Annotated in this window: 24 protein-coding genes and 1 pseudogene; 24 read left to right on the top strand and 1 reads right to left on the bottom strand. The window is 59.4% G+C overall.

The genetic code is table 11. From position 1 onward, the window contains the following. The first annotated feature begins 45 nt into the window (after positions 1–45). The 16 genes from rpmF to ACIQV9_RS27560 all read left to right on the top strand — a co-directional run bounded on the left by rpmF (position 46) and on the right by ACIQV9_RS27560 (position 13,165). Positions 46–231, top strand: coding sequence for a 50S ribosomal protein L32 (gene rpmF / locus ACIQV9_RS27635; RefSeq protein ID WP_403108172.1), 186 nt, complete (start codon positions 46–48; stop codon positions 229–231). A 3-nt stretch (positions 232–234) separates the two neighbouring features. Then, positions 235–1,245 (top strand): phosphate acyltransferase PlsX, encoded by a 1,011-nt coding sequence (gene plsX / locus ACIQV9_RS27630; RefSeq protein ID WP_403108170.1) that lies wholly within the window; start codon positions 235–237, stop codon positions 1,243–1,245. A 125-nt stretch (positions 1,246–1,370) separates the two neighbouring features. After that, complete coding sequence (gene fabD, locus ACIQV9_RS27625) at positions 1,371–2,309, top strand: ACP S-malonyltransferase (RefSeq protein WP_403108169.1); 939 nt, start codon at positions 1,371–1,373, stop codon at positions 2,307–2,309. 16 nt (positions 2,310–2,325) lie between these two features. Next, positions 2,326–3,069: a 3-oxoacyl-ACP reductase FabG gene (gene fabG / locus ACIQV9_RS27620; protein WP_403108167.1), complete on the top strand. Its 744-nt coding sequence runs from the start codon at positions 2,326–2,328 to the stop codon at positions 3,067–3,069. 191 nt (positions 3,070–3,260) lie between these two features. Further along, complete coding sequence (gene acpP / locus ACIQV9_RS27615; protein WP_403108165.1) at positions 3,261–3,497, top strand: acyl carrier protein; 237 nt, start codon at positions 3,261–3,263, stop codon at positions 3,495–3,497. A 108-nt stretch (positions 3,498–3,605) separates the two neighbouring features. Then, complete coding sequence (gene fabF, locus ACIQV9_RS27610) at positions 3,606–4,850, top strand: beta-ketoacyl-ACP synthase II (protein ID WP_010461853.1); 1,245 nt, start codon at positions 3,606–3,608, stop codon at positions 4,848–4,850. Then, complete coding sequence (gene pabC / locus ACIQV9_RS27605) at positions 4,850–5,665, top strand: aminodeoxychorismate lyase (RefSeq protein ID WP_403108163.1); 816 nt, start codon at positions 4,850–4,852, stop codon at positions 5,663–5,665. Before fabF ends, pabC begins: the two co-directional genes overlap by 1 nt. A 3-nt stretch (positions 5,666–5,668) precedes the next feature. Beyond that, entirely contained in the window at positions 5,669–6,892 is a 1,224-nt protein-coding gene (gene mltG / locus ACIQV9_RS27600; RefSeq protein ID WP_403108161.1) for an endolytic transglycosylase MltG, read from the top strand. 19 nt (positions 6,893–6,911) lie between these two features. Continuing rightward, positions 6,912–7,544: a dTMP kinase gene (gene tmk, locus ACIQV9_RS27595; protein WP_403108158.1), complete on the top strand. Its 633-nt coding sequence runs from the start codon at positions 6,912–6,914 to the stop codon at positions 7,542–7,544. Beyond that, the gene (locus tag ACIQV9_RS27590) at positions 7,537–8,523 is read left to right on the top strand and encodes a DNA polymerase III subunit delta' (protein WP_403108156.1); all 987 of its coding nucleotides are present in this window, start codon (positions 7,537–7,539) and stop codon (positions 8,521–8,523) included. Before tmk ends, ACIQV9_RS27590 begins: the two co-directional genes overlap by 8 nt. 42 nt (positions 8,524–8,565) lie before the next feature. Further along, the gene (locus ACIQV9_RS27585; protein ID WP_403108153.1) at positions 8,566–8,922 is read left to right on the top strand and encodes a PilZ domain-containing protein; all 357 of its coding nucleotides are present in this window, start codon (positions 8,566–8,568) and stop codon (positions 8,920–8,922) included. 13 nt (positions 8,923–8,935) lie between these two features. Continuing rightward, on the top strand, positions 8,936–9,721 hold the full coding sequence (locus ACIQV9_RS27580; RefSeq protein ID WP_403108151.1) for a TatD family hydrolase: 786 nt from the start codon (positions 8,936–8,938) through the stop codon (positions 9,719–9,721). A 342-nt stretch (positions 9,722–10,063) separates the two neighbouring features. Next, positions 10,064–10,702 (top strand): TetR/AcrR family transcriptional regulator, encoded by a 639-nt coding sequence (locus tag ACIQV9_RS27575; protein WP_008152317.1) that lies wholly within the window; start codon positions 10,064–10,066, stop codon positions 10,700–10,702. A gap of 140 nt (positions 10,703–10,842) precedes the next feature. Then, complete coding sequence (locus ACIQV9_RS27570) at positions 10,843–11,811, top strand: GTP 3',8-cyclase MoaA (protein ID WP_403108147.1); 969 nt, start codon at positions 10,843–10,845, stop codon at positions 11,809–11,811. A gap of 172 nt (positions 11,812–11,983) precedes the next feature. Further along, entirely contained in the window at positions 11,984–12,589 is a 606-nt protein-coding gene (locus ACIQV9_RS27565) for a DUF4823 domain-containing protein (RefSeq protein ID WP_403108144.1), read from the top strand. A 15-nt stretch (positions 12,590–12,604) separates the two neighbouring features. Then, positions 12,605–13,165: a DUF1285 domain-containing protein gene (locus ACIQV9_RS27560; RefSeq protein WP_403108142.1), complete on the top strand. Its 561-nt coding sequence runs from the start codon at positions 12,605–12,607 to the stop codon at positions 13,163–13,165. Positions 13,166–13,219: 54 nt separating this feature from the next. Here ACIQV9_RS27560 and ACIQV9_RS27555 read toward each other — a convergent pair whose 3' ends face one another. Beyond that, complete coding sequence (locus ACIQV9_RS27555; protein ID WP_403108139.1) at positions 13,220–14,092, bottom strand: esterase/lipase family protein; 873 nt, start codon at positions 14,090–14,092, stop codon at positions 13,220–13,222. Positions 14,093–14,297: 205 nt separating this feature from the next. On the opposite strand from ACIQV9_RS27555, the gene ACIQV9_RS27550 reads away from it, so the two are divergent. From ACIQV9_RS27550 to ACIQV9_RS27515, 8 genes and pseudogenes are all read left to right on the top strand, one after another. Beyond that, positions 14,298–15,014, top strand: coding sequence for a FadR/GntR family transcriptional regulator (locus ACIQV9_RS27550; protein WP_403108136.1), 717 nt, complete (start codon positions 14,298–14,300; stop codon positions 15,012–15,014). A gap of 126 nt (positions 15,015–15,140) precedes the next feature. Then, entirely contained in the window at positions 15,141–16,016 is an 876-nt protein-coding gene (locus ACIQV9_RS27545) for an SMP-30/gluconolactonase/LRE family protein (protein ID WP_403108134.1), read from the top strand. Positions 16,017–16,275: 259 nt separating this feature from the next. Then, positions 16,276–16,674, top strand: a pseudogene (locus tag ACIQV9_RS27540) (SDR family oxidoreductase); the annotation flags it as partial. Between the two features lie 115 nt (positions 16,675–16,789). Beyond that, on the top strand, positions 16,790–17,794 hold the full coding sequence (locus tag ACIQV9_RS27535; protein ID WP_109633825.1) for a substrate-binding domain-containing protein: 1,005 nt from the start codon (positions 16,790–16,792) through the stop codon (positions 17,792–17,794). A gap of 66 nt (positions 17,795–17,860) precedes the next feature. After that, positions 17,861–19,405: an L-arabinose ABC transporter ATP-binding protein AraG gene (gene araG, locus ACIQV9_RS27530; RefSeq protein ID WP_403108131.1), complete on the top strand. Its 1,545-nt coding sequence runs from the start codon at positions 17,861–17,863 to the stop codon at positions 19,403–19,405. A gap of 9 nt (positions 19,406–19,414) precedes the next feature. After that, positions 19,415–20,383: an L-arabinose ABC transporter permease AraH gene (araH, locus tag ACIQV9_RS27525; RefSeq protein ID WP_403108129.1), complete on the top strand. Its 969-nt coding sequence runs from the start codon at positions 19,415–19,417 to the stop codon at positions 20,381–20,383. Between the two features lie 200 nt (positions 20,384–20,583). Further along, entirely contained in the window at positions 20,584–21,297 is a 714-nt protein-coding gene (locus ACIQV9_RS27520) for a GntR family transcriptional regulator (RefSeq protein WP_403108126.1), read from the top strand. After that, positions 21,294–22,292 (top strand): ADP-ribosylglycohydrolase family protein, encoded by a 999-nt coding sequence (locus ACIQV9_RS27515; RefSeq protein ID WP_403108124.1) that lies wholly within the window; start codon positions 21,294–21,296, stop codon positions 22,290–22,292. Before ACIQV9_RS27520 ends, ACIQV9_RS27515 begins: the two co-directional genes overlap by 4 nt. Positions 22,293–22,491: the final 199 nt, after the last annotated feature.

Below are 22,491 nucleotides of genomic sequence, written 5' to 3'. Positions count from 1 at the left end.
TATTGGCGCAGTTAAAGCGTGACCCAAACGTTTAGGAGTTAATCAATTAAGGCTGTTCAGCAGAACAAAAAATCCCGCTCTGCCCGCGACATGCGCCGTTCGCACGACGCTCTCGAGGCTAGCACCCTGTCTGTAGAAAAAACCACCGGTGAAGTTCACCTGCGTCACCACGTATCGCCAGAAGGCGTATACCGTGGCCGTAAAGTGATCGACAAGGGCGCTGACGAGTAATCCTTGTCTGCTCTAGTCATCGCGATTGACGCAATGGGCGGGGACTTCGGTCCCCGCAGCATTGTTCAGGCCAGCCTTGCTTGTCTGTCTGCTACACCCTCGCTGCACCTGACCCTCGTCGGTCAACCCTCCCTTCTTGAAGAATTGCTCTCTGGCCAATCGGCTGTGGATCGCTCGCGCCTGTCGATTGCTCCGGCGTCCGAAGTCATCACCATGGACGAAAAGCCCGCGCAGGCCTTGCGTGGCAAGCCTGACTCGTCGATGCGTGTGGCGCTTGAGCTGTTGCGTGATGGCAAGGTCCAGGCGTGTGTCAGTGCCGGCAATACCGGCGCGCTGATGGCGTTGTCGCGGTTTGTGCTCAAGACGTTGCCTGGCATCGATCGGCCGGCGATGGTGGCGGCGATTCCGACGCAGAAGGGTTATTGCCAGTTGCTCGACCTCGGCGCCAACGTTGATTGCAGCGCCGAGCATCTGTTGCAATTTGCGGTGATGGGCTCGGTGGCGGCAGAAACCCTCGGCATCGTTCGCCCTCGGGTGGCGTTGCTGAACATCGGCACCGAAGACATCAAGGGTAATCAGCAGGTCAAGCTGGCGGCGACCTTGTTGCAAAGCGCTCGCGGCATCAACTACATCGGCTTTGTCGAAGGTGACGGCTTGTACCGTGGCGAGGCGGACGTGGTGGTGTGTGACGGCTTTGTCGGCAATATCCTGCTCAAGTCCAGCGAAGGCCTGGCGACCATGATTGCCGGGCGCATCGAAGCCTTGTTCAAGAAAAACCTCGCCTCGAAAATGGTCGGCGCGCTGGCGCTGCCGTTGATGAAGCGTCTTCAAGCCGATCTGGCACCCGCGCGGCATAATGGCGCAAGCTTTCTCGGTCTGCAGGGGATTGTCGTGAAAAGTCACGGTTCTGCTGGCGTTCAGGGTTTCCAGAGTGCGATACAGCGTGCGCTGATCGAGGTCCAGGAAAACCTGCCGGAACGCATTCACGGTCGTCTGGAGGATTTGTTGCTTTAGGCGTTTTCGTCGGACAATGCTTAAATGTGACCGCTCAGTTCAATTAGCCATCCAACTGTCAGTTTCTTGCGTCCCCAGGCGGGGCGTCAAATTCTCCGACGACAAGATCATTAGGGGCTTGTTACATGTCTGCTTCCCTCGCATTCGTCTTTCCAGGACAGGGTTCGCAGTCCCTCGGCATGCTGGCCGAGTTGGGCGCACAACATCCGGTTGTCCTCGAAACATTCAAAGAAGCTTCCGATGCTCTGGGTTACGACCTGTGGGCACTGACCCAGCAAGGGCCGGAAGAACAACTCAATCAAACCGATAAAACCCAGCCGGCCATACTGACCGCCTCGATCGCCTTGTGGCGTCTGTGGCTGGCCGAAGGCGGTGCTCGTCCGGCTTACGTTGCCGGTCATAGTCTGGGCGAGTACAGCGCGCTGGTCGCGGCAGGCAGCCTGAGCCTGGGCGATGCCGTCAAACTGGTGGAGCGCCGTGGTCAGTTGATGCAGGAAGCCGTTCCGGCCGGGCAGGGTGGCATGGCCGCAATCCTCGGTCTGGAAGATGCTGACGTGTTGGCTGCCTGTGCCGAAGCGGCGCAAGGCGAAGTGGTCAGCGCGGTCAATTTCAACTCCCCGGGCCAAGTGGTCATCGCCGGAGCCAAGGCTGCGGTCGAGCGCGCCATCGAAGGCTGCAAGGCTCGTGGTGCCAAGCGTGCCATGCCGTTGCCGGTCAGCGTGCCGTCCCATTGCGAACTAATGCGTCCGGCAGCCGAGCGTTTCGCTGAGTCGATCGCTGCAATCGACTGGCAAGCGCCGCAAATCCCGGTTGTACAGAACGTCAGCGCCGGCGTACCGGCCGATCTGGAAACCCTCAAGCGCGATCTGCTTGAGCAGCTCTACAAGCCTGTACGCTGGGTCGAATCGGTCCAGGCGCTGGCTGCCAAGGGCGCGACCCAGCTGGTCGAATGCGGCCCTGGCAAAGTACTCGCCGGCCTGAACAAGCGTTGCGCCGAAGGCGTGTCGACATCCAACCTCAATACCCCAGACGCTTTCGCTGCCGCCCGTGCAGCGCTGGCCTGAATCAGGAGAAACTTGCATGAGTCTGCAAGGTAAAGTTGCACTGGTCACCGGTGCGAGCCGCGGCATCGGCCAGGCTATCGCCCTGGAGCTGGGTCGTCAGGGCGCTATCGTTGTTGGTACCGCGACGTCCGCTTCCGGCGCCGAGCGTATTGCCGCTACCCTGAAGGAAAACGGTATTCAAGGCACTGGCCTGGAACTCAATGTCACCAGCGACGAATCCGTTGCTGCCGTGTTGGCGAGCATTTCTGCACAGTTCGGAGCGCCGGCGATCCTGGTCAACAATGCCGGTATCACCCGCGATAATCTGATGATGCGCATGAAAGATGACGAATGGCATGATGTCGTCGATACCAACCTGAACAGTCTGTTCCGCCTGTCCAAGGGCGTTTTGCGCGGTATGACCAAAGCCCGTTGGGGACGAATTATCAGTATTGGCTCGGTTGTGGGTGCCATGGGCAACGCAGGCCAAGTAAACTACGCAGCCGCCAAGGCCGGTCTGGAAGGTTTCAGCCGTGCACTGGCGCGTGAAGTCGGTTCGCGTTCGATTACGGTAAACTCGGTGGCCCCTGGGTTCATCGACACCGATATGACCCGCGAATTGCCCGAGGCGCAGCGTGAAGCCATGCTGGCGCAGATTCCGCTGGGTCGTCTGGGGCAAGCTCAAGAGATCGCGTCTGTGGTCGCTTTTCTTGCATCCGACGGTGCGGCTTACGTTACTGGGGCTACAATCCCGGTGAACGGCGGGATGTACATGAGTTAAATGTGACGGATTGCTTCAAAAAAATGTCATACGAGCTGTCTAAAATCCGTTATAAAGCTGCAATCTATTTATAGGCAAAGGGCTGCCGGGTTTGAGGAGTGAAGCTTTCAGTTGAAAAACTGAAAAGTCTTTCTATACACTTACCCACTGGCCAGCTGCCTGAATTTGTCCATTAGGAGTGAAAACAAGGTATGAGCACCATCGAAGAGCGCGTCAAGAAAATCGTTGCTGAGCAACTGGGCGTTAAAGAAGAAGAAGTGGTCAACACTGCTTCCTTCGTTGAAGACCTGGGTGCCGACTCCCTTGACACCGTTGAGCTGGTGATGGCTGTGGAAGAGGAATTCGAGACCGAAATCCCTGACGAAGAAGCTGAGAAGATCACTACTGTACAAGCTGCAATCGATTACGTTACTAACCACCAGGCTTAATAGCTTGTAATCGTTGCTTGCTGTCATGGAAAAACCGCACTGCCATCACGGCGTGCGGTTTTTTCTTTAGGCCTGATGCAAAGTCGTCATTTGAAAAAGGAGAGTGCTGTGTCGCGTAGACGCGTCGTAGTCACCGGTATGGGTATGTTGTCGCCACTGGGCACGGATGTGCCGAGCAGTTGGCAGGGCATTCTGGCTGGCCGCAGTGGCATTGGTCTGATCGAACACACCGACCTTTCTGCCTATTCCACCCGTTTTGGCGGCTCGGTAAAGGGCTTCAATGTCGAGGAATACCTGTCGGTCAAGGAAGCTCGCAAGCTCGACCTGTTCATTCAATACGGTCTGGCCGCAGGTTTTCAGGCAGTTCGTAACGCCGGTCTGGAAGTCACCGACGCCAACCGTGAGCGCATCGGCGTGGCCATGGGTTCGGGTATTGGCGGACTGACCAATATCGAAGAAACCAGCCGCACTCTGCATGATTCCGGCCCACGACGGATTTCTCCGTTTTTCGTGCCTGGCTCGATCATCAATATGATTTCCGGTTTCCTGTCCATCCATCTGGGTGCACAGGGACCTAACTACGCCATCGCCACCGCCTGTACCACCGGTACGCACTGCATTGGCATGGCAGCCCGCAACATCATGTACGACGAAGCCGACGTGATGATTGCCGGCGGCGCCGAGATGGCGGCTTGCGGTCTGGGCATGGGGGGCTTCGGTGCTTCCCGCGCGCTGTCGACCCGTAACGACGAGCCAACCCGTGCCAGCCGTCCATGGGACAAGGGCCGAGATGGCTTCGTCTTGTCCGACGGTGCCGGCGCGCTGGTTCTCGAAGAACTGGAACACGCCAAGGCACGCGGCGCGACCATCTACGCCGAGCTGATCGGCTTTGGCACCAGTGGCGATGCCTACCACATGACTTCGCCACCGGCCGATGGCGCCGGTGCTGCCCGTTGCATCACCAATGCCTTGCGCGACGCGAAGATCAATGGCGACCAGGTTCAGTACATCAACGCCCACGGCACCTCGACCTCGGCCGGCGACCTTGCCGAAGCCTGTGCGATCAAGTCGGTGTTCGGCGATCACGCCTACAAACTGGCCGTCAGTTCGACCAAGTCCATGACCGGTCACTTGCTGGGTGCAGCAGGCGCAGTCGAGGCGATCTTCAGCGTGCTGGCGATCAACAGCCAGGTGGCGCCACCGACCATCAACCTCGATGAGCCGGACGAAGGCTGCGATCTCGATTTCGTGCCGCACACCGCGCGCAACATGGATATCGATGTGGTGCTGTCCAACTCCTTCGGGTTTGGCGGTACCAACGGCTCGCTGGTGTTCCGCCGGTTCGCTGACTGATGGACAGCTGGGTCGACGGTCAGCCGGCTGACGCTTTGTCGCTGAAAGATCGCGGCCTGGCTTACGGTGATGGTCTGTTCGAGACCATTGCCGTGCGTGGTGGGCAACCGTTGCTGCTGGACCGACATCTGGCGCGTCTGGCCGATGGCTGTTCGCGCCTGGCGATCGCTGTCGATCACGAGCTGATCCGCAGTGAGCTGCTGGCTTATGCCTGCGCACTGGGTGAGGGCGTGCTCAAGCTCATCATCACCCGCGGCGACAGTCTGCGCGGTTACGCTCCCGATCCTTCGGCTCAGGCCCGACGTATTCTGCAAGGCAATCCTCCCGCTGCTTATCCTGCCGTTCATGGCGAGCAGGGCGTTCGCCTGTTCCCTTGTGCGACACGCTTGTCCAGGCAGCCGCTGCTTGCGGGCATCAAACACCTGAACCGTCTGGAGCAGGTCATCGCCCGTTCCGAATGGCAGGACACCGAGCATGCCGAAGGCTTGATGCTCGACAGGACGGGGCGGGTGATCGAAGGCGTATTCAGTAATCTGTTCCTGGTGCGCGATGGCGTGTTGATCACGGCTGACTTGAAGCGCTGCGGCGTGGCTGGCGTGATGCGTGCCGAATTATTGTTTCAAGCCGAGTCATTGGGGATCCCCACGCAAATCACCGACATCAGCCTAGATCAGCTGCAATGGGCCGATGAAGTCTTTGTCTGCAACAGCGTGTATGGCGTTTGGCCGGTGCGCGCCTATGCTGCGCTGAGCTGGTCGGTTGGGCCGCTCACCCGTAAACTCCAAACCATTGCCCGCGCGCTACTGGATGCTTGATACGTGAGACGTAAATTCTTGCTGCTGCTGGAAACCGGGTTGGTTCTGGCAGGGCTGTGTCTGGGCGCCTCCGCCTGGAAGATACATACGGCGCTGGAACAGCCGCTGAACATCACTCAGGAAGAACTGCTGGAAGTGCCCAAAGGCACTACGCCGACCCGCACTTTCTATCGACTCGAAGCCGATGGCGTCATCAAGGACGCTTTCTGGTTGCGCGTGTATTGGCGTTTCAATCTGGCCGGACAACCCTTGCACAAGGGTGAATACCGCATGCAGCCCGGCATGACCGTCGCAGGGCTGATCGACCTGTGGAAGCGTGGGGATATCGTTCAGTACAGCCTGACCCTGGTCGAAGGCTGGAATTTTCATCAGGTCCGATCCGCATTGGCCAAGGATGAAAAACTCGAGCAGACCCTTAATGGCTTGAGCGATAGCGAGGTGATGGCCAGGCTCGGCCACACCGGGATCTTTCCCGAAGGACGATTCTTCCCCGACACTTACCGTTTCGTGCGTGGCATGACCGACGTCGAGGTGCTGAAAAAAGCCTACGATCGCCTCGACGAAGTCCTGGCCAAAGAATGGGAACAGCGCGCCGCGGATGTGCCGTACACCGAACCCTATCAGGCGCTGATCATGGCCTCGCTGGTGGAAAAGGAAACCGGTGTGCCCCAGGAGCGCGGGCAGATTGCTGGTGTGTTTGTGCGGCGCATGGCGATGGGCATGATGCTGCAGACCGATCCAACGGTGATCTACGGCCTTGGTGACCGCTACAGCGGCAAATTGACCCGAGCGCATCTCAAGGAAGCCACGCCTTACAACACTTACATGATCACCGGCCTGCCGCCGACCCCGATCGCCATGGTCGGCCGCGAAGCGATTCATGCCGCGTTGAACCCGGTGGCGGGCAACAGCCTCTACTTCGTCGCTCGCGGTGATGGCAGCCACGTGTTCTCCGATGATCTGGATGCTCACAATAATGCGGTGCGTGAGTTCCAGCTCAAGCGTCGTGCCGACTACCGGTCCAGCCCGGCACCGGTCTCGGCGCCAGAAACCCTGAATGGTGAAGCGCCGGACGCCGAGGCGCCGATTCCGGCTGCGTCGCCCAATCCCGATCCCGAAGCTTTGCCACAATTTGCGCCCCCGGAAGCGTCGCAAGAACCCGCTGCTGCACCCGCTCCGGAGCCTGAGCCCGAGCCGGTTGTACCCGCGCCGCAAAACCCGCAATGACTCTGATTAAGGACTGCCCGTGACTGGCTTGTTTATTACCCTGGAAGGCCCGGAAGGCGCGGGCAAGAGCACCAACCGCGAATACCTGGCCGAGCGCCTGCGTGCCGCCGGTATCGAGGTGGTGCTGACCCGCGAGCCGGGTGGTACGCCGTTGGCCGAGCGGATTCGCGAAGTGCTGTTGGCGCCGGTTGATGAAGTCATGAACCCCGACACCGAGTTGTTGCTGGTGTTCGCCGCGCGAGCCCAGCATCTGGCCGAGGTGATTCGCCCGGCCCTGGCCCGTGGTGCGGTGGTCTTGTGTGATCGGTTTACCGATTCGACCTACGCCTATCAGGGCGGCGGTCGCGGTTTGTCGCTGGAGCGTATCGCGACCCTGGAAACCTTTGTGCAGGGCGATTTGCGCCCGGACCTGACACTGATTTTTGATCTGCCGGTGGAAGTGGGTCTGGCCCGCGCCAGCGCTCGCGGTCGCCTGGATCGTTTTGAGCTCGAAGGCCGGACCTTTTTCGATGCCGTGCGCAGTGCGTTCCTCAAGCGCGCTGAAGCTGACCCGACGCGTTATGTCCTGGTCGATGCGGCTCAGCCGCTGGCGCAGGTTCAGCAGTCGCTGGATGCCTTGCTGCCACGCCTGCTGGAGTTGACCCGTGGCTGAAGCCTATCCGTGGCAGGACAGCCTCTGGCAGCAGATGGCCGGTCGCAAGCAACATGCGCACGCCTATCTGCTGCATGGTCCGGCCGGGATCGGCAAGCGGGCGCTGGCGGAACGGTTGATGGCCAGTTTGCTGTGCCAGCGTCCTACCGCGCAGGATGCCTGCGGTGAGTGCAAATCCTGCCTGCTGCTCAAGGCCGGCAGCCACCCCGACAACTACATCCTGGAACCCGAAGAGGCCGACAAGGCGATCAAGGTCGATCAGGTGCGCGATCTGGTCAGCTTTGTGGTCCAGACTGCGCAGATGGGCGGGCGCAAAGTGGTGTTGATCGAGCCGGTCGAGGCGATGAACATCAACGCCGCGAACGCCTTGCTCAAAAGTCTTGAAGAACCGTCCGGCGATACTGTTTTGCTGTTGGTCAGCCATCAGACCAGCCGTCTGCTGCCGACCATCAAGAGCCGCTGCGTGCAGCAGGCCTGCCCGCTGCCGAGCGAAGCGATGAGTCTGGCCTGGCTGGCCAAGGCCCTGCCGGACAGCTCGGAAGAAGAGCGTATCGAACTGCTGACCCTGGCCGCCGGCTCGCCGCTGGCCGCGGTCAAGTTGCAGGCACAGGGCGTGCGCGAACAGCGAGCGCTGGTGGTCGAAGGTGTGAAGAAGCTGCTCAAACAGCAGCAATCGCCGACGCAGTTGGCCGAAGAATGGAAAACCGTCCCGCAGCTGCTGTTGTTCGACTGGTTCTGCGACTGGTCCAGTCTGATCCTGCGCTATCAGTTGACCCAGGATGAAGAAGGCCTGGGGTTGACGGACATGCGCAAGGTCATTCAATACCTGGCGCAGAAAACCGCTCAGGATAAAGTCTTGAGCATCCAGGACTGGATCCTCGCCCAGCGACAGAAGGTCATGAGCAAAGCCAACCTCAATCCGGCCTTGTTGCTGGAGGCGCTGCTGGTGCAATGGGCATCCTTGCCTACCCAGAAGTGATGGTCTGTGCCTAGACTCTGATCATCAGCAATGGAGGTCAGCATGAATGAAGCCGTCAATCCGGGGCCGCGCAACGGCATTTTGTCCCTGACCATCAAGGACAAGTCCGTGCTTTATGCGGCCTACATGCCGTTCATCAAGAACGGTGGCCTGTTTATCCCGACCAACAAGAGCTACAAGTTGGGCGACGAGGTGTTCATGCTGCTGAACCTTATGGATGAGGTCGAGAAGATTCCGGTGGCCGGCAAGGTTGCCTGGATTACCCCCAAAGGTGCGCAGGGCAATCGGGCTGCCGGGGTCGGCGTACAATTCAACGACGGCGACAACACCGCACGCAGTCGAATCGAAACCCATCTGGCCGGAGCCCTGAAGTCCGACCGTCCCACTCATACGATGTAGTTGCAGCCCTTTTATGCTCGTAGATTCCCATTGTCACCTCGATCGTCTTGACCTCGCCGCCCACGACGGCTCCCTGGATGCCGCGCTTGATGCGGCCCGGCAGCGCGGGGTAGGGCACTTTTTATGTATCGGCGTCAGCGTCGAAAATGCCGCGGATGTCAAAGCCCTGGCCGAACGTTATGACGACGTCGACTGTTCAGTGGGCGTGCATCCGCTGGATGTACAACCGGATACCGCGCCGGCGCTGGATTGGTTGTTGCGTGAGCTCAATCACCCCCGTGTCGTAGCGATCGGTGAAACCGGCCTGGATTATCACTACGAGCCGGAAGCGGCAGAGTTGCAGCAGGCCTCCTTTCGCTTGCACCTGCAGGCTGCCCAGCAAACAGGCAAACCGGTGATCATCCACACCCGTGGCGCCCGTGCTGATACGTTGAGTCTGCTGCGCGAGGCTGCATTGCCTCAGGCGGGCGTGCTGCATTGCTTCACTGAAGATTGGGACATGGCCAAAGCCGCGCTGGACATGGGCTATTACATTTCCCTGTCCGGTATTGTCACTTTTCGCAATGCCGATGCGCTGCGTGACGTCGCCAGCAAAGTGCCGGCTGACCGATTGCTGGTGGAGACCGACTCTCCGTACCTGGCTCCGATCCCTTATCGCGGCAAACCCAACCTGCCGCAGTACGTGCGCGAGGTTGCGGAATTTCTGGCAATGTTGCGTGGTGAGACCTACGAGCGATTTGCCGAACAGACCACTGAAAATTTCAAGCGCCTGTTTCCGCTGGCGCATGTGAAAGGCTGAATCGCAGGCAAAAAAAACCCGGGTTCTGGGGGGTGAATCCGGGTTAAGACCATTAGGAGTAAAACAAAGGCACGCGGTCCGTTGGTACCTATATCGACGCGACACTTGGGGGAGATGTCCCGCCGACAGTTCAAGTATTGATCAGTATTGCGCCGAGTCCAGTTTACCGGCCCCGGTTTTTAAACAATTTTGGAATACGGGCGCTTCGGAAGAGTTCTCATCAGCGTGCGACCCTGTGTGAAATCATCAAGAAACATAGATATGGTCGGATGATCCGTGCATTTTGGCGCAAGTTAGGCATAATACGCGGCTTCGAATTTTGACCCCTACAGACCTTTTCTTATGCATAAAGAACCTCGTAAGGTCCGTGAGTTTCGTCGCCGCGAGCAAGAAATTCTCGATACCGCGCTCAAGCTGTTCCTCGACCAAGGTGAAGACAGTGTCACCGTCGAGATGATTGCTGATGCCGTCGGTATCGGCAAAGGCACGATCTACAAGCATTTCAAATCCAAGGCGGAGATCTATCTGCGCCTGATGCTCGACTACGAGCGTGATCTGAACGAGCTGTTGCATTCGGCTGATGTCGACAAGGACAAGGAAGCCCTGTCCCGGGCCTACTTCGAATTCCGCATGCGCGATCCGCAACGCTATCGTTTGTTTGATCGCCTGGAAGAGAAGGTGGTCAAGGGCAACCAGGTGCCGGAGATGGTCGAGGAGCTGCACAAGATCCGCGCCTCGAACTTCGAACGCCTGACCTTGTTGATCAAGGGCCGGATCAGCGAAGGCAAACTTGAAGACGTACCCCCTTACTTCCATTACTGCGCGTCCTGGGCGCTGGTGCACGGTGCCGTGGCGCTGTATCACTCGCCGTTCTGGAGCAACGTGCTGGAAGATCAGGAAGGTTTCTTCCAGTTCCTAATGGATATCGGCGTGCGCATGGGCAACAAACGCAAGCGCGATACCGACACCCCAAGCAGCTGAATCCATACAGTTCGCCTTATTGCGCCATGATTTCGCTATATGGCGCCGTACCTCAGGAATATACTCAGGCATGGGACTTGCTAAAACTTGATTTGTGAGTCAAGTTTTACGCGTTCAAATTCCTTTCGCCGGAGTGCTCCATGATCGTTGACCGTCAAGGCAGGCGTTTTCGCAATCTGCGGATCAGCCTGACCTCAGCCTGCAATTACGCGTGTACCTACTGCGTGCCTAACGGCAAGCGGCTGGTGGCTGCGCAGGATGAATTGTCGGCCGAGGCGATGGCACGCGGCGTGGCGTATCTGATCGAAGCAGCGGGCATCGAGCGCTTGCGCATCACCGGTGGTGAGCCGCTGGTCAGCCCCAAGCTCGAAGCCTTCATGACGGCCGTCGGCAAGATGGGCCTGGAAGACATCAGCCTGACCACCAATGGTCAACTACTGGCGAAAAAGCTGCCGTTGCTGGTGGACGCCGGCATCCGTCGCATTAACGTTTCCCTCGATACCCTGGATGCCAGCGCGTTCCGCAGCATTGCCCGTGGCGGCGATCTGGCGACCGTGCTCGACGGTATGGATCAGGCCAAGGCGGCCGGCCTTAAAATCAAGGTCAACATGGTGCCCCTGCGCGGCCAGAACCTTGATCAGGTGATGCCGCTGCTCGATTACTGCCTGGAGCGTGGCTATGAATTGCGCTTCATCGAGCTGATGCGCATGGGTCACCTGGCCAGCGACAACAACGCCTTCCTGCAGCAGTTTGTCAGCCTTCAGCAGTTGCTGAGCCTGATCGGCGAGCGTTATGAGTACCTGCAAGCCGATGCGCCCGTAGACGCCACTGCGGTGCGCTACGAAATACCGGGGCTGGGGCACTTTGGCGTGATTGCCAATGAAAGTGTTCCCTTCTGCCGGACTTGTTCGCGCTTGCGCCTGTCGTCCACCGGCTGGCTGCATGGCTGTTTATCGTCGAGCAATCGCCACTATGTCGGCGATCTGCTCGACAAGCCGCGCCATCAGGCGTTGCCGGCGTTGCAGCGTCTTCTGGTGAAAGCCTTGGGGGACAAGCAGGAAGTGGCGTTCTCCGGTGGTGCTACTGTCATGAAGATTATTGGCGGCTGATCGGGCGCCTTCGCGGGCAAGCCTCGCTCCTACAGGACTTGTGCAATTCCCTGTAGGAGCGAGGCTTGCCCGCGAAGGCAATCTGTCAGGCGCAGATGTTTGCCGAGCTGGCGCGGAAGCTGCATCCAATGGCCATTCGCCGGTTTTCCGTCACCGGCCTCTGGAGGGTAGGATGCGTAGCCTGGTTTTGCTGCTGGCCGTTTTGGTGCTTGGTGGCTGCATGAATGTCAGCGATATGGCTGAAGGGACTCGCTACCACATGAGCGATGCAGGGCTGCTGGATCACAGCGACAGTCGTCGGGTGAATAACCTGCGCATCCAGCCGGACTCGTTTATCTACATCGCCCAAGGTGCCTTCGCGCCGCCGGGCAGTGCTTATCCGCGACCTAACGTGGTCGCTGAAGAAGCCTACAACGGTTTTATCGAATACTTCCCGATGGTCCGCCGCGCGCGCACCCCCGAAGGCCTCGACCAGGCCATGGGCGAAGCTCGCGCCGCCGGAGCCCACTACCTGCTTTACACCCGGTTCGCCAAGGCGGATGACCGTATCGGTAACTCGGACGAATGGCTCGATCAGGAATACGTGGATCGCCTCGGCATCGACAGCGGCGTGATTCAGATCATGTTGATCGAGACCAGCACCCAGTATTTGATTGATACTGCACGTATCAAGAGTCGTGGCGGTTTACTGACGTTCCACGATAACAAGCCACAAGACCTGATTGGCCCGCCGCTGGAGCAATACGCGCGCAGTCTGATTGGTCTCAGCGACCAGTAATCCAAGGAGAACGCCATGAGTGGCCCGCAAAAAGCCAACGACTTGTTGGGGCAAATCCCCAAAACCAAAGGCTTGCCGCCGGTCCACCTGTGGAATCCCGACTTCTGTGGCGACATCGACATGCGCATCGCCCGCGACGGCACCTGGTACTACTTGGGCACGCCGATCGGGCGCAAGCCGATGGTCAAGCTGTTCTCCACCATCATTCGCCGCGATGGCGATGATTACTTCCTGATCACGCCGGTCGAGAAGGTGGGCATCAAGGTCGATGATGCGCCGTTTGTGGCGATTGCCGTGGACGTGGAGGGCGAGGGCGAAGCTCAAGTCTTGCGCTTCACCACCAACGTCGACGAGACCACGGAAGCCGGCACTGAACACCCGATTCGCGTGGTCATCGATCCAGTCACGCAAGAGCCTGCGCCCTACGTGCATGTGCGCACCAACCTCGAAGCCCTGATCCATCGCAATGTGTTCTATCAACTGGTGGAACTGGCCGTGACCCGTGAGATCGACGGGCAACGCTGGCTTGGTGTGTGGAGCGCCCGCGAATTCTTCCCCATAGGCCTTGAACCGTAACGCGCAGTGCTCTGGAAAACGGCCCGCTATCAAGCGGGCCGTTGTCATTGGGGGTTACAAGCCTTTGCTCTTGAGCCGAGCCGCATGGTCAAGGTAGTGCTTGACCGGGTTCACATTCCAGCTGTCGATCCCTGCAATCTGATTGACTGCGTCAAAGTGGTCCATCGGGTAATCCGAGCGAATCACTTTCCCCAAGTGCGAGCTGTATTGACCGACCAGCCCGTCGTTGGCGTTTTTCTCTTTGTAAAATAACTTCGACAGCACGATACAGTTCAAGTGGGACGGATCGAGAGGTTGCAGGCTTTGGAAGTTTTGTACGATCCCGCTCCAGGAGTAGTAGTACACGCCGTTTTCAATTTCATTGCCTTCCCCACCCCATTGTTTCGGCACCCCTTGCGGGTACTTGCGATTGAAGGCGGCCAATCCCGCGCTGGTCAGGGATTCGAAAGCTGCTTGAGCGTCCTGAGGGTTTTCCGGGTGGCCGCTGATCAACGAAATGAAAGTGCCGACTGCCTTGAACAGGGCAAGTACGACCGCTTCGGGCAGCTCTCCAGGCGTCAGCGCCTTATGCAATTGGTCGGCAATCTCGGAGCCATGATTGGGGCAACTGACCGACGTGACTGACGCGACCTTTTCCGGGTACAGCGCCGCCACGTAGCGTGCGGCCAGTGGGCCTTGGCTATGGCCGATCAGATTGACCTTGGCGGCTCCCGTTTCATGCAAAATGCGGTTGACGTGGACGAGCAGTTTTTCACCGCGCTCCTCGTTGCCGTTAACGGCTGGAATGTTAACGGCAAACACCTTCGCGCCTGCGTGTTCCAACGCTTCCTTGATCTCGAAGAAGTAGGGGTAGCCGGCGATTTTATCGAAACCGAAAAGGCCGTGGACCAAAACAATCGGGTATTGCGTAGACGCATCCATGTTCATGCTTATACCTGTCGATAGTGGATTCTAGTGGAAGAGATGCTATTGACTGCTTGATCTGTCGCGGCTAACCGTAGGTCACAAAGTGGATTCGTTCAAATCGCTCGTCAGGCACGCTTGCAAAATTCAAATTGACACCCAATCGTATGATGATTAGCGTGGACCCCCATCGCGAACGGCTTTTTGCCGTTCCTGCATCGAGGTGCCCATGTCCAGCAGTTTTCATGCGTCGACCGTCGATTGGCTGGGTTGCTGGATAGCCGCAGGCCAGGTCAAGCCTGGTGAGACCATCAAGGTTGAAGCCGACCTGGGCGAGCAGCTCGGTGTCAGTCGCACGGTCATCCGCGAAGCCATCAAGACCCTGGTCGCCAAAGGCATGCTCGAAGTCGGGCCGAAGGTCGGTACGCGGGTGTTGCCGGTGCGACGCTGGAACCTCTTCGATCCGCAAGTCGTGGGCTGGCTGTCGCGCAGCGGCTTGCCGGAAAACTTCGTCGACGACCTGCTCGACCTGCGCCGCACCATCGAACCGATGGCCGTGCGCTGGGCGTGCGAGCGCGCTACGGTCGAACAGGTGCAAGCGATTCTCCAGGCTTACAACGCGCTGGAACGGGCGGTGGACAGCGGCATCGATTACAACCGCGCCGACCAGATCTTCCACGAGTGCATTCTCGCCGCCAGTCACAACCAGTTCATCGAACAAATGGTCCCGGCCCTCGGGGCGCTGTTGGCTGTGTCGTTCGAAGTGTCTGCCGCTGATCCGGACGAACTGCGGCGCACGTTACCAATTCATAAAGACATGGCCGACGCCATCGCCGCCCGGGATGCCGCGCGGGGTGTCTGGGCGTGCATGACTCTGATAGACAATGCGGACCTGGCGATCAAACGCTTCTACCCGCAAGTCATGGCCGACAAAAAAGCCAGCTGACAATAAAGAACCCTGTGGGAGCGAGCCTGCTCGCGAAAGCGGTTTAGCATTCAGCGACTAAGTTGCCTGACACACCGCCATCGCGAGCAGGCTCACTCCCACATAAAGAAAAAAGCAGGAGGTTTCATGACGTGGAATGCGGTTACCGGACACCGTGCGCAACTCGGTGAAGGCCCGTTCTGGGATGTGCCGACCCAGGCGCTGTACTGGGTGGACATCGCCGGCAAGCAAGCCCTGCGGCTGATCGGCGCCAACGTGCAGATCTGGGAAATGCCGGAACACGTCTCCGCATTCATCCCCTGCGAAAGCGGCGATGCGCTGGTGACATTGAGCAGCGGCGTCTATCGCCTGGACCTTGAATCGCCAGGACTCGAACCACGTCTGACCTTGCTCTGCGTCGCCGATCCGCAACCCGGCAACCGCGCCAACGAAGCCCGCTGCGATGCGCAGGGCCGGCTCTGGCTCGGCACGATGCAAAACAACATCGGCGAGCAGGGCGAAGACTTGCCCATCGTGCGACGCTCCGGCGGCCTGTTTCGCATCGACCGCGATGCCCGGGTCACGCCGCTGCTTCGCGGGCTGGGCATTCCCAACACCTTGCTGTGGAGCGAGGACGAAACCACGCTGTTTTTCGCCGACAGCCTGGACAAAACCTTGTACCGCTATTTCGTCCACACCGATGGCAACCTGGACACGGCGTATGTCTGGTTCGGCCCCCACGATCGGGGTGGCCCGGATGGCTCGGCGATGGATGCCCAGGGTTTCATCTGGAACGCCCGCTGGGACGGCAGTTGCCTGATCAGGCTGACCCCGGACGGCTATGTCGACTGCGTGATCGAACTGCCGGTCAGCCGCCCCACCAGTTGCGTGTTCGGCGGCGAAGACTTGAAAACCCTGTACATCACCAGCGCCGCGAGCCCGCTCAACCATCCGCTGGACGGTGCGCTGCTGTCGATTCGCGTCGATGTACCCGGGAAGCCCTGTACACGCTTCGCTGGATGAATCCCAAAATATGGGATGTAAAATTATATATTGAGATTGTTTGGTGGTCGGGTTTATAGTCGGCCATCAGTTACACGCACTCACACTTAAAAAAACAAAACAGGTGAAGTGATGCAGCGATTTTCCAAAAAGACTTTTGACCGGACATCGACAGATGCCCGGCTTTTGTCGTGCCTGCAAAAGGGGGGCTTGATCCATGGCTGAGCCTCTTTCCTTGCCAGCCGTGCCCGAACCGCCCAAAGGTGAGCGCCTGAAAAACAAGGCCGTGCTGCCGCAAATGATCGAGCAAGGCATCATCAACATCGCCTCGACCCATTCCACCCACATCATCCCGGGCTGCTTTCCGTACCCGTTGGCCAAGCACGGCTTGCTCGGGCTGACCCGTGCGCTGGGCATTGAATATGCACCAAAGGGCGTTCGTGTGAATGCAATCGCGCCGGGCTACATCGAAACCCAATTGAACGTCGATTACTGGAACGGTTTTGCCGACCACCATGCCGAACGTCAGCGGGCCTTCGACCTGCATCCGCCGCGTCGTATCGGGCAACCGATGGAAGTGGCCATGACTGCCGTATTCCTGGCCAGCGATGAAGCGCCGTTCATCAATGCCTCGTGCATCACCATCGATGGTGGTCGCTCGGTCATGTATCACGACTGAGCAAAACGGCTTTCAGATGCGGAACTCCGTTTGAAATCCAATCATCATACGATATGACTATTTGCAGTACCGGCTTTCAAAATAACGCTCAAAAAAAATAACAAGGAGTCAGCTTATGAATCGTCGTCGTGGGATCCGTTCCCTGTGCTGTGCCGCTTTAGCGGTCACTGCGGTCAGCCTGAGCAGTACGCTGCTGGCGGCCGAGGAAGTGAAAATCGGCTTCCTGGTCAAGCAGGCGGAAGAGCCCTGGTTCCAGACCGAATGGGCATTCGCCGAGAAGGCCGGGAAAGAGAAGGGCTTCACCGTGATCAAGATCGCCGTGCCTGACGGCGAGAAAACCCTCTCGGCTATCGACAGCCTCGCCGCCAACGGCGCCAAGGGCTTCGTGATCTGTCCGCCAGACGTATCCCTCGGCCCGGCGATCATGGCCAAAGCCAAACTCAACGGTTTGAAAGTCATCGCCGTCGATGACCGTTTCGTCGATGCCAATGGCAAGTTCATGGAAGACGTTCCGTACCTCGGCATGGCGGCGTTCGAAGTCGGGCAGAAGCAGGGCGCGGCAATGGCCACCGAAGCGAAAAAACGCGGCTGGGACTGGAAAGACACCTACGCGGTGATCAACACCTTCAATGAACTCGACACCGGCAAGAAGCGCACCGACGGTTCGGTCAAAGCGCTGGAAGATGCCGGAATGCCAAAGGACCACATCCTGTTCTCGGCCCTGAAAACCCTCGACGTGCCGGGCAGCATGGACGCGACCAACTCGGCCCTGGTGAAACTGCCGGGCGCGGCGAAAAACCTGATCATCGGCGGCATGAACGACAACACCGTGCTGGGCGGCGTGCGGGCCACCGAAAGCGCCGGATTCGCTGCGGCCAACGTGATCGGCATCGGCATCAACGGCACCGACGCCATCGGCGAGCTGAAGAAAGCCAACAGCGGTTTCTTCGGTTCGATGCTGCCAAGCCCGCACATCGAGGGCTACAACACCGCCAGCATGATGTTCGAGTGGGTCACCACCGGCAAAGAGCCACCGAAATACACCGCGATGGACGACGTGACACTCATCACTCGCGAGAACTTCAAGCAGGAACTGGAAAAAATCGGCCTGTGGAACTGAGGGCTGGTTGATTTCATCGGCGGCCCTGGCGACGGGGCCGCCTGATCTGTGTGATGAGGTGGTTTTATGCACGCGCAAGTACAGACACATGAGCACAGCGTCGGCGGCAGCCTGCGCTTCAACGGGATCGGCAAGACCTTTCCCGGGGTGAAGGCGCTGGATGGCATCAGCTTCGTCGCGCGTCCCGGGCAGGTTCACGCCTTGATGGGCGAGAACGGCGCCGGCAAGTCGACCCTGCTGAAAATCCTCGGCGGTGCCTACACGCCAAGCAGCGGCGACCTGCAGATCGGCGAGCAGACGATGGTCTTCAAGTCCACCGCCGACAGCATCGCCAGCCGCGTAGCGGTGATCCACCAAGAGCTGCACCTGGTGCCGGAAATGACCGTCGCGGAGAACCTGTTCCTCGGGCATCTGCCGGCCAGTTTCGGCCTGATCAATCGTGGCGCGTTGCGTCAGCAAGCGCTGACCTGCCTCAAAGGCCTGGCCGATGAAATCGATCCGCAAGAGAAAGTAGGGCGCCTGTCCCTCGGTCAGCGACAGTTGGTGGAAATCGCCAAGGCGCTGTCCCGTGGCGCGCATGTGATTGCCTTCGACGAACCCACCAGCAGCCTGTCGGCACGGGAAATCGATCGCTTGATGGCGATCATCGGACGCCTGCGTGACGAAGGCAAAGTGGTGCTTTACGTGTCCCATCGCATGGAAGAAGTGTTCCGCATCTGCAACGCAGTGACGGTGTTCAAGGACGGCCGCTACGTGCGCACCTTCGAGGACATGAGCGAGCTGACCCACGACCAGCTGGTGACGTGCATGGTCGGTCGCGACATTCAGGACATCTACGATTACCGCAGTCGCCAGCGGGGCGCCGTCGCGCTCAAGGTTGACGGTTTGCTCGGGCCGGGGTTGCGTGAACCGGTGAGTTTCGAGGTGCACAAGGGCGAGATTCTCGGGCTGTTCGGCCTGGTGGGCGCGGGGCGTACCGAGCTGTTCCGGATGCTCAGCGGGCTGACGCGCAACACCGCCGGACGCCTGGAGCTTCGTGGTCATGAGGTGAAACTGCGCTCCCCCCGCGATGCCATCGCGGCCGGGATTCTGCTGTGTCCCGAAGACCGCAAGAAGGAGGGCATCCTGCCGCTGGCCAGTGTCGCCGAGAACATCAATATCAGCGCACGCGGTGCCCATTCCACCTTCGGCTGCCTGTTGCGCGGCCTGTGGGAAAAGGGCAACGCCGACAAGCAGATCAAGGCGCTGAAAGTGAAGACGCCCAGTGCCGAGCAGAAAATCATGTACCTGTCCGGCGGCAATCAGCAGAAGGCCATTCTCGGTCGCTGGCTGTCGATGCCGATGAAAGTCCTGCTACTGGACGAGCCCACTCGCGGCATCGACATCGGAGCCAAAGCCGAGATCTACCAGATCATCCACAACCTGGCCGCCAGCGGCATCGCGGTGATCGTGGTCTCCAGCGACCTGATGGAAGTGATGGGCATTTCCGACCGCATCCTGGTGCTCTGCGAAGGCGCCATGCGCGGCGAGTTGTCTCGCGCGCAGGCCAATGAATCCAACCTGCTGCAACTGGCTTTGCCGCGCCAACGCGCTGACGGCGTGGCGAACTGAGAGGTGACTATGACCATCCAAAACAACGCTCTGCCCACTGCGCGCAAACCTCTGGACCTGCGGCGCTTTCTCGATGACTGGGTAATGCTGATGGCGGCCGTCGGGATCTTCGTGCTGTGTACGCTGCTGATCGACAACTTCCTGTCGCCACTGAACATGCGCGGTCTGGGTCTGGCGATTTCGACGACCGGAATTGCGGCTTGCACCATGCTGTATTGCCTGGCGTCCGGGCACTTCGATTTGTCGGTGGGTTCGGTGATTGCCTGTGCCGGCGTGGTCGCGGCGGTGGTGATGCGCGACACCGACAGTGTTTTTCTCGGCGTGAGTGCGGCGCTGGTGATGGGGCTGATTGTCGGCCTGATCAACGGCATCGTGATCGCCAAGCTTCGGGTGAACGCGTTGATTACCACCCTGGCGACCATGCAGATTGTTCGTGGCCTGGCTTACATTTTCGCCAACGGCAAAGCGGTCGGCGTGTCGCAGGAGTCGTTCTTCGTCTTCGGTAACGGCCAGTTGTTTGGCGTGCCGGTGCCGATCCTGATCACCATCGTGTGCTTCCTGTTTTTTGGCTGGCTGCTGAATTACACCACCTACGGGCGCAACACGATGGCTATCGGCGGTAACCAGGAAGCGGCATTGCTGGCCGGGGTGAACGTTGACCGGACCAAGATCATCATCTTTGCCGTGCACGGTGTGATTGGCGCGTTGGCCGGAGTGATTCTGGCGTCGCGCATGACCTCCGGGCAGCCGATGATCGGCCAGGGTTTCGAGCTGACGGTGATCTCGGCGTGCGTACTGGGCGGGGTGTCGCTGAGCGGCGGGATCGGCATGATCCGGCATGTGATTGCCGGGGTGTTGATTCTGGCGATTATCGAGAATGCGATGAACCTGAAGAACATTGATACCTTCTACCAGTACGTGATTCGGGGTTCGATCCTGCTGTTGGCCGTCGTGATTGACCGCCTCAAACAACGCTGAGATTTGCGCTGTTGATCGTTCCCACGCTCTGCGTGGGAATGCCTCAATGGACGCTCCGCGTCCGCTTCGGCAGGGACGCGGAGCGTCCCGGGCTGCATTCCCACGCAGAGCGTGGGAACGATCATTGATACCCACACCTCCCGTCACCTCCCTTAAATAATCCTTGCCCGCCCCAGCCCGTTTCGGTTATCACTTTGTACATGATTAGACAGGTACGATTTGACAAGAAACAACGGGTGGTCGACGAACTCATCCGGCGCATCGAAAGTGGCCTCATGGAGGACGGCTTTCTGTTGCCGGGCGAGCATCAGTTGGCTCAAGAATTCAAAGTCAGCCGCGGCACGCTGCGCGAGGCCCTGGCCGAGTTGAAACGACGCAACTACATCGCGACCCAAAGCGGCGTGGGCTCCATCGTCACCTTCGACGGTGTGGTGCTCGATCAACGCAGTGGCTGGGCGCAAGCGCTGGCCGACAGCGGGGCGCTGATCAATACCGAAGTGCTGCGGCTGGAGGCCGTCACGCGGCCTGATCTGCTGTCACGCTTGGGCACTGACCAGTTCATCACCCTCGACCGGCGCCGCCGCTCCACCGACGGCAAGCTGGTTTCTCTCGAACGCTCATTGATGCCCGCCACCGGAGGCCTGGAAAGCCTGCCGCGTGTCGGCCTGATCGACAATTCCCTGACCATCACCCTGGCTGCCTACGGCTACATCGGCGAACGCGGCGATCAATGGATTGGCGCAGAACCCTTGAACGCCGAAGACGCCGAGTTGCTCGGTCGCCCGGTCGGCACGGTATTCCTCAAAGCCTTGCGCACCACCTACGACCGGCAAAACCGTTTCATGGAACAGGTCGAAAGCCTGCTCGACCCAGTGCACTTTCGCCTGCACCTGCAGTTTGGAGAATCCAAATGACCGCGCTCGACCGTGCGCTCGGCGCGTTCTACGGACTCGCTCTGGGCGATGCGCTGGGCATGCCGACGCAATCCTTGGGCCGTGCCGAGATCAAGGCGCGCTTCGGTGCGATCACCGATCTGCAAGACGCCGGCCCCGATCAACCGATTGCCGCCAACATGCCCAAGGGCTCGATCACCGACGACACCGAACAGGCCATTCTGGTCGGTCAATTGTTGGTGGACGGTGAGGGCTGGATCGAACCGGCTGTGCTCGCTCAACGGCTGATCGAATGGGAAGCCGGGATGCAGGCCAAGGGCTCGCAAGACTTGCTCGGGCCTTCGACCAAACGCGCAATCGAGATGATCCTCGCCGGCCACTCGCCGGAAGAGGCAGGTCGCTACGGCACCACCAATGGCGCGGCGATGCGCATCACGCCGGTGGGCATCGCCGCGGATGTCGCCCACCCTGAACGTTTTATCAGGGCCGTCGTACAAGCCTGCCAGGTCACCCACAACACCACGCTGGGGATTTCCAGTGCGGCGGCGGTGGCGGCGGTGGTTTCGGCCGGCATCAACGGCATGGATTTGGGCGAGGCCTTGAACCTCGGCCAGCAAATCGCTCAGCAAGCTGAAAGCCACGGCCACTGGGTGGCGGGCGGACGGATTGCCTCGCGCATCAGTTGGGCACGGACCATCAGCGTCGATAGTGACCAAGCGTTGCTGGCGGATCTGCTGTACGACGTGATTGGCACGTCGGTGGCTTCGCAGGAATCGGTGGTGGTCTCTTTTGCCCTGGCCCAACAAGTGGCCGTCGGTGAAATGAACGCCTTCGAAGCGCTGTGCATGGCCGCGAGCCTGGGCGGTGACACCGATACCATCGCTGCGATTCTCGGCGCGATGCTTGGGGCCTGTCTGGGTCTTGGCAGTTGGCCGGCGGCGATGATCGAGCAGGTCAAGACTGTTAATGATCTGGAGCTGGAGCCTTTGGTAAAAGGGCTTTTGGCTTTGCGTTGATCGTACTGACGCCATCGCGGGCAAGCCCGCTCCCACAGGGATAGTGCAAACCCTGCGGTACCTGTGGGAGCGAGCTTGCTCGCGATAGGCGCGCCGCCTATTTGAATTGATAACCCCGCAATGGAAAGCACGAATACGGCCAGGATCGCCGGGATGCAGTTTCGTCTTCCGTCATTGCCCACAACCACAACAAAGGCAA

This window comes from Pseudomonas sp. NPDC099000 (genome assembly GCF_044759925.1).
Classification (GTDB): domain Bacteria; phylum Pseudomonadota; class Gammaproteobacteria; order Pseudomonadales; family Pseudomonadaceae; genus Aquipseudomonas.
Note: the sequence above shows the minus strand (reverse complement) of the source record. Positions and strands in the feature narration are given on the sequence as shown.

Bases quoted from the DNA above. Each gene is read 5' to 3' on its own strand.
- fabD (WP_403108169.1), top strand. From the start codon at position 1,371: ATGTCTGCTTCCCTCGCATTCGTCTTTCCAGGACAGGGTTCGCAGTCC.
- fabG (WP_403108167.1), top strand. From the start codon at position 2,326: ATGAGTCTGCAAGGTAAAGTTGCACTGGTCACCGGTGCGAGCCGCGGC.
- acpP (WP_403108165.1), top strand. From the start codon at position 3,261: ATGAGCACCATCGAAGAGCGCGTCAAGAAAATCGTTGCTGAGCAACTG.
- pabC (WP_403108163.1), top strand. From the start codon at position 4,850: ATGGACAGCTGGGTCGACGGTCAGCCGGCTGACGCTTTGTCGCTGAAA.
- ACIQV9_RS27585 (WP_403108153.1), top strand. From the start codon at position 8,566: ATGAATGAAGCCGTCAATCCGGGGCCGCGCAACGGCATTTTGTCCCTG.
- ACIQV9_RS27580 (WP_403108151.1), top strand. From the start codon at position 8,936: ATGCTCGTAGATTCCCATTGTCACCTCGATCGTCTTGACCTCGCCGCC.
- ACIQV9_RS27575 (WP_008152317.1), top strand. From the start codon at position 10,064: ATGCATAAAGAACCTCGTAAGGTCCGTGAGTTTCGTCGCCGCGAGCAA.
- ACIQV9_RS27570 (WP_403108147.1), top strand. From the start codon at position 10,843: ATGATCGTTGACCGTCAAGGCAGGCGTTTTCGCAATCTGCGGATCAGC.
- ACIQV9_RS27565 (WP_403108144.1), top strand. From the start codon at position 11,984: ATGCGTAGCCTGGTTTTGCTGCTGGCCGTTTTGGTGCTTGGTGGCTGC.
- ACIQV9_RS27560 (WP_403108142.1), top strand. From the start codon at position 12,605: ATGAGTGGCCCGCAAAAAGCCAACGACTTGTTGGGGCAAATCCCCAAA.
- ACIQV9_RS27555 (WP_403108139.1), bottom strand. From the start codon at position 14,092: ATGAACATGGATGCGTCTACGCAATACCCGATTGTTTTGGTCCACGGC.
- ACIQV9_RS27550 (WP_403108136.1), top strand. From the start codon at position 14,298: ATGTCCAGCAGTTTTCATGCGTCGACCGTCGATTGGCTGGGTTGCTGG.
- ACIQV9_RS27545 (WP_403108134.1), top strand. From the start codon at position 15,141: ATGACGTGGAATGCGGTTACCGGACACCGTGCGCAACTCGGTGAAGGC.
- ACIQV9_RS27535 (WP_109633825.1), top strand. From the start codon at position 16,790: ATGAATCGTCGTCGTGGGATCCGTTCCCTGTGCTGTGCCGCTTTAGCG.
- araG (WP_403108131.1), top strand. From the start codon at position 17,861: ATGCACGCGCAAGTACAGACACATGAGCACAGCGTCGGCGGCAGCCTG.
- araH (WP_403108129.1), top strand. From the start codon at position 19,415: ATGACCATCCAAAACAACGCTCTGCCCACTGCGCGCAAACCTCTGGAC.
- ACIQV9_RS27520 (WP_403108126.1), top strand. From the start codon at position 20,584: ATGATTAGACAGGTACGATTTGACAAGAAACAACGGGTGGTCGACGAA.
- ACIQV9_RS27515 (WP_403108124.1), top strand. From the start codon at position 21,294: ATGACCGCGCTCGACCGTGCGCTCGGCGCGTTCTACGGACTCGCTCTG.